The sequence below is a fragment of the Polaromonas sp. P1_E1_2 genome (assembly GCF_056406035.1).
Genome location: NZ_JBFUAZ010000557.1, coordinates 1 through 2,829, shown reverse-complemented (window position 1 = coordinate 2,829; position 2,829 = coordinate 1). Strand labels below are relative to the sequence as shown.

The following is a 2,829-nucleotide window of genomic DNA, read 5'->3' as shown; positions in this document are numbered from 1 at the left end:
CTGCAAACACTGGCCGAAAACTTCTCGAAAATCGGCGTCCCGGTCTTCATGGCCGACGTCAAAGGGGACCTGACCGGCATCAGCCAGGCCGGCACCATCGGCGGCAAAATGGCCGGCATCCTCAAGGAACGCGGCATCGACCTCCCCGAGTCGCTGGCCTGCCCCGCCACGCTGTGGGACGTCTTCGGCGAACAGGGCCACCCCGTGCGTGCCACCATTTCCGACATGGGCCCACTGCTGCTGGGCCGCATGCTCAACCTCAACGAAACCCAGGCCGGCGTGCTCAACCTGGTGTTCAAGATCGCCGACGACAACGGCATGCTGCTGCTGGACCTGAAAGACCTGCGCGCCATGCTGCAGTACGTCGGCGACAACGCCAGCGAGTTCACCACCAAATACGGCAACGTCAGCGCCGCCAGCGTGGGCGCCATCCAGCGCGGGCTGATGCAGATCGAAAGCCAGGGCGGCGACAAGTTCTTCGGCGAGCCCATGCTCAATATCAGCGACTTCATGCAAACCGTTGATGGYAAAGGGGTGATCAACATCCTGGCGGCCGACAAGCTCATGAACTCGCCCCGCCTCTACGCCACCTTCTTGCTGTGGATGCTGTCCGAGCTGTTCGAACAACTGCCTGAAATCGGCGACCCGGACCAGCCCAAGCTCGTCTTCTTCTTCGACGAGGCCCACCTGCTCTTCAACGAAGCGCCCAAGGTGCTGGTCGAGCGCATCGAGCTGGTGGTGCGCCTGGTGCGCTCCAAGGGCGTCGGCGTGTATTTTGTGACGCAAAACCCGCTGGACATTCCCGATTCGGTGCTGGCCCAGCTCGGCAACCGGGTGCAGCACGCCCTGCGCGCCTTCACGCCGCGCGACCAGAAAGCCGTCAAGGCCACCGCCCAGACCATGCGGCAAAAGCCCGGCCTCGACATCGAAACCGCAATCACCGAACTGGCCGTCGGCGAGGCCCTGGTGAGTTTTCTCGACAGCAAAGGGCGCCCCAGCGTGACGGAACGCGTTTACGTGCTGCCGCCCGGCAGCCAGATCGGACCCATCACACCGCCACAACGCCAGCAGCTGCTGCAAAACTCGCTGGTAGCCGGCGCCTACGAAAAGACCGTGGACCGCGAGTCGGCCTACGAAGCCATCAAAGGCCGCGCGGAAGTCGCGGCCACGGAAGCGGCCAAGGCACCCCAGGGCGGCGCGGCCGGGCAAACCGATTCGGGCGGCATCATGGGCGGGCTCAACGATGTCCTGTTCGGCACCACCGGCCCGCGCGGCGGCAAGCACGACGGCCTGGCGCAAAGCATGGCCAAGTCCGCCGTGCGCACCATGGGCTCGGCCGTGGGCCGGGAAATCATCCGCGGCGTCCTCGGCAGCATTTTTGGCGGCAAAAAACGCTGAGCCCGCGCACAGGCCCGGTGCGTTCGGCCAAGCCTGTCGCAAATTAACGACCCGGCAAAACTGCCGGGCTTGTCAATCCCGGCACGCATCGCTACATTGGATTTTTTAAGGATTCGCAATGCCTGCTGAAGTTGCCGCCAAGTCACCTGATCCAAGGCCGGCCTCCCCCTCGCCTGTTTCTGCGCCTGCCTCCTCCACAGCTCCGGCCAGCCCTGCGATCTCCCACATCCGATTGACCTCTCACGCAGGAGGTTATGGCGCCCTGCCTATCCGCTGGGCCGCCGCCACTGCCGCCGAACGCGGCCCGGTGGTGGGCACCACCACCAAACGCAGCCACCGCAACGTCATCGGCACGCACAGCGGCTCGTACAGCGTCTACCGCGCGCTCGCCGTCGCTTCCGGCGCGCTCAAGGCCAGCCACAAAGCCGACCTGACGAACACCTCGCCGACCGACGTGATCGGTCCCTACCCGCAATGGAGCGAGCCCGGCCGCATCGTCGCTATGGACCCATGGGGCGCGATGGTGGCCGACGTTTTTTCCAGTGAGCTGGCAGCGGGGTACGATATCCGGCCAACCATCGCCGTAACCCAGGCCCACGTGATCCTGCCCGAGGTGATCGAAGCCCTGCAGTCGGGCAGGCTCAAGGCCGACGGCAAGTTTTTGACAGCCGGCGGCGCGGCCATGGTGACCAAGGTCGCCGTTGAACCGGTCTGGTACCTGCCCGAAATTGCCCGCCGCTTTGGCTGCAGCGAAACCGATTTGCGCCGCGTGCTGTTTGAAGAAACCGGCGGCATGTACCCCGAGCTCGTCACCCGCAGCGACCTGGAAGTCTTCCTGCCGCCCATCGGCGGCCTCACCGCCTACATTTTTGGCCGCCCGCGCGACCTGGCCAACCCCGATGTCGAACTCACCGCCCGCGTGCACGACGAATGCAACGGCTCCGACGTCTTCGGCTCCGACATCTGCACCTGCCGCCCCTACCTCACACACGCCATTGAAGAGTGCATCCAGGGTGCCCAGCGCGGCGGTGTGGGCCTGGTGTCCTATTTCCGCAAGGAAGGCCGGGCGCTAGGCGAAGTCACGAAATTCCTCGTCTACAACGCGCGCAAGCGCCAGGTCGGTGGAGACACCGCCGACCAGTACTTCAACCGCACGGAGTGCGTTGCCGGCGTACAAGACATGCGTTTCCAGGAACTTATGCCAGACGTGCTCAACTGGCTGGGCATCCGCAAAATCCACCGGCTCGTTTCCATGAGCAACATGAAGTACGACGCCATCACCCGCTCGGGCATCGAGGTAGTTCAGCGCATCAATATTCCCGAACACATGATCCCGGCCGACGCCCAGGTCGAAATGGACGCCAAGATGGCCGCAGGCTATTTCACCCCCGGCGCGGTGCCCGACGCCGAAGAACTGAAAAAAGCCAAGGG

2 protein-coding genes are annotated in these 2,829 nt (G+C 64.4%); both read left to right on the top strand.

Going from position 1 to position 2,829, the window contains the following annotated elements; genetic code table 11:
• Positions 1-1,398 (top strand): helicase HerA-like domain-containing protein (locus tag AC1D1P_RS19795; protein ID WP_477674146.1); only part of this gene is annotated, 1,398 nt, incomplete at its 5' end.
• A 118-nt stretch (positions 1,399-1,516) separates the two neighbouring features.
• Positions 1,517-2,829: GTP cyclohydrolase II (locus tag AC1D1P_RS19790; RefSeq protein ID WP_477674145.1), on the top strand; the 1,313-nt coding region annotated here is incomplete at its 3' end.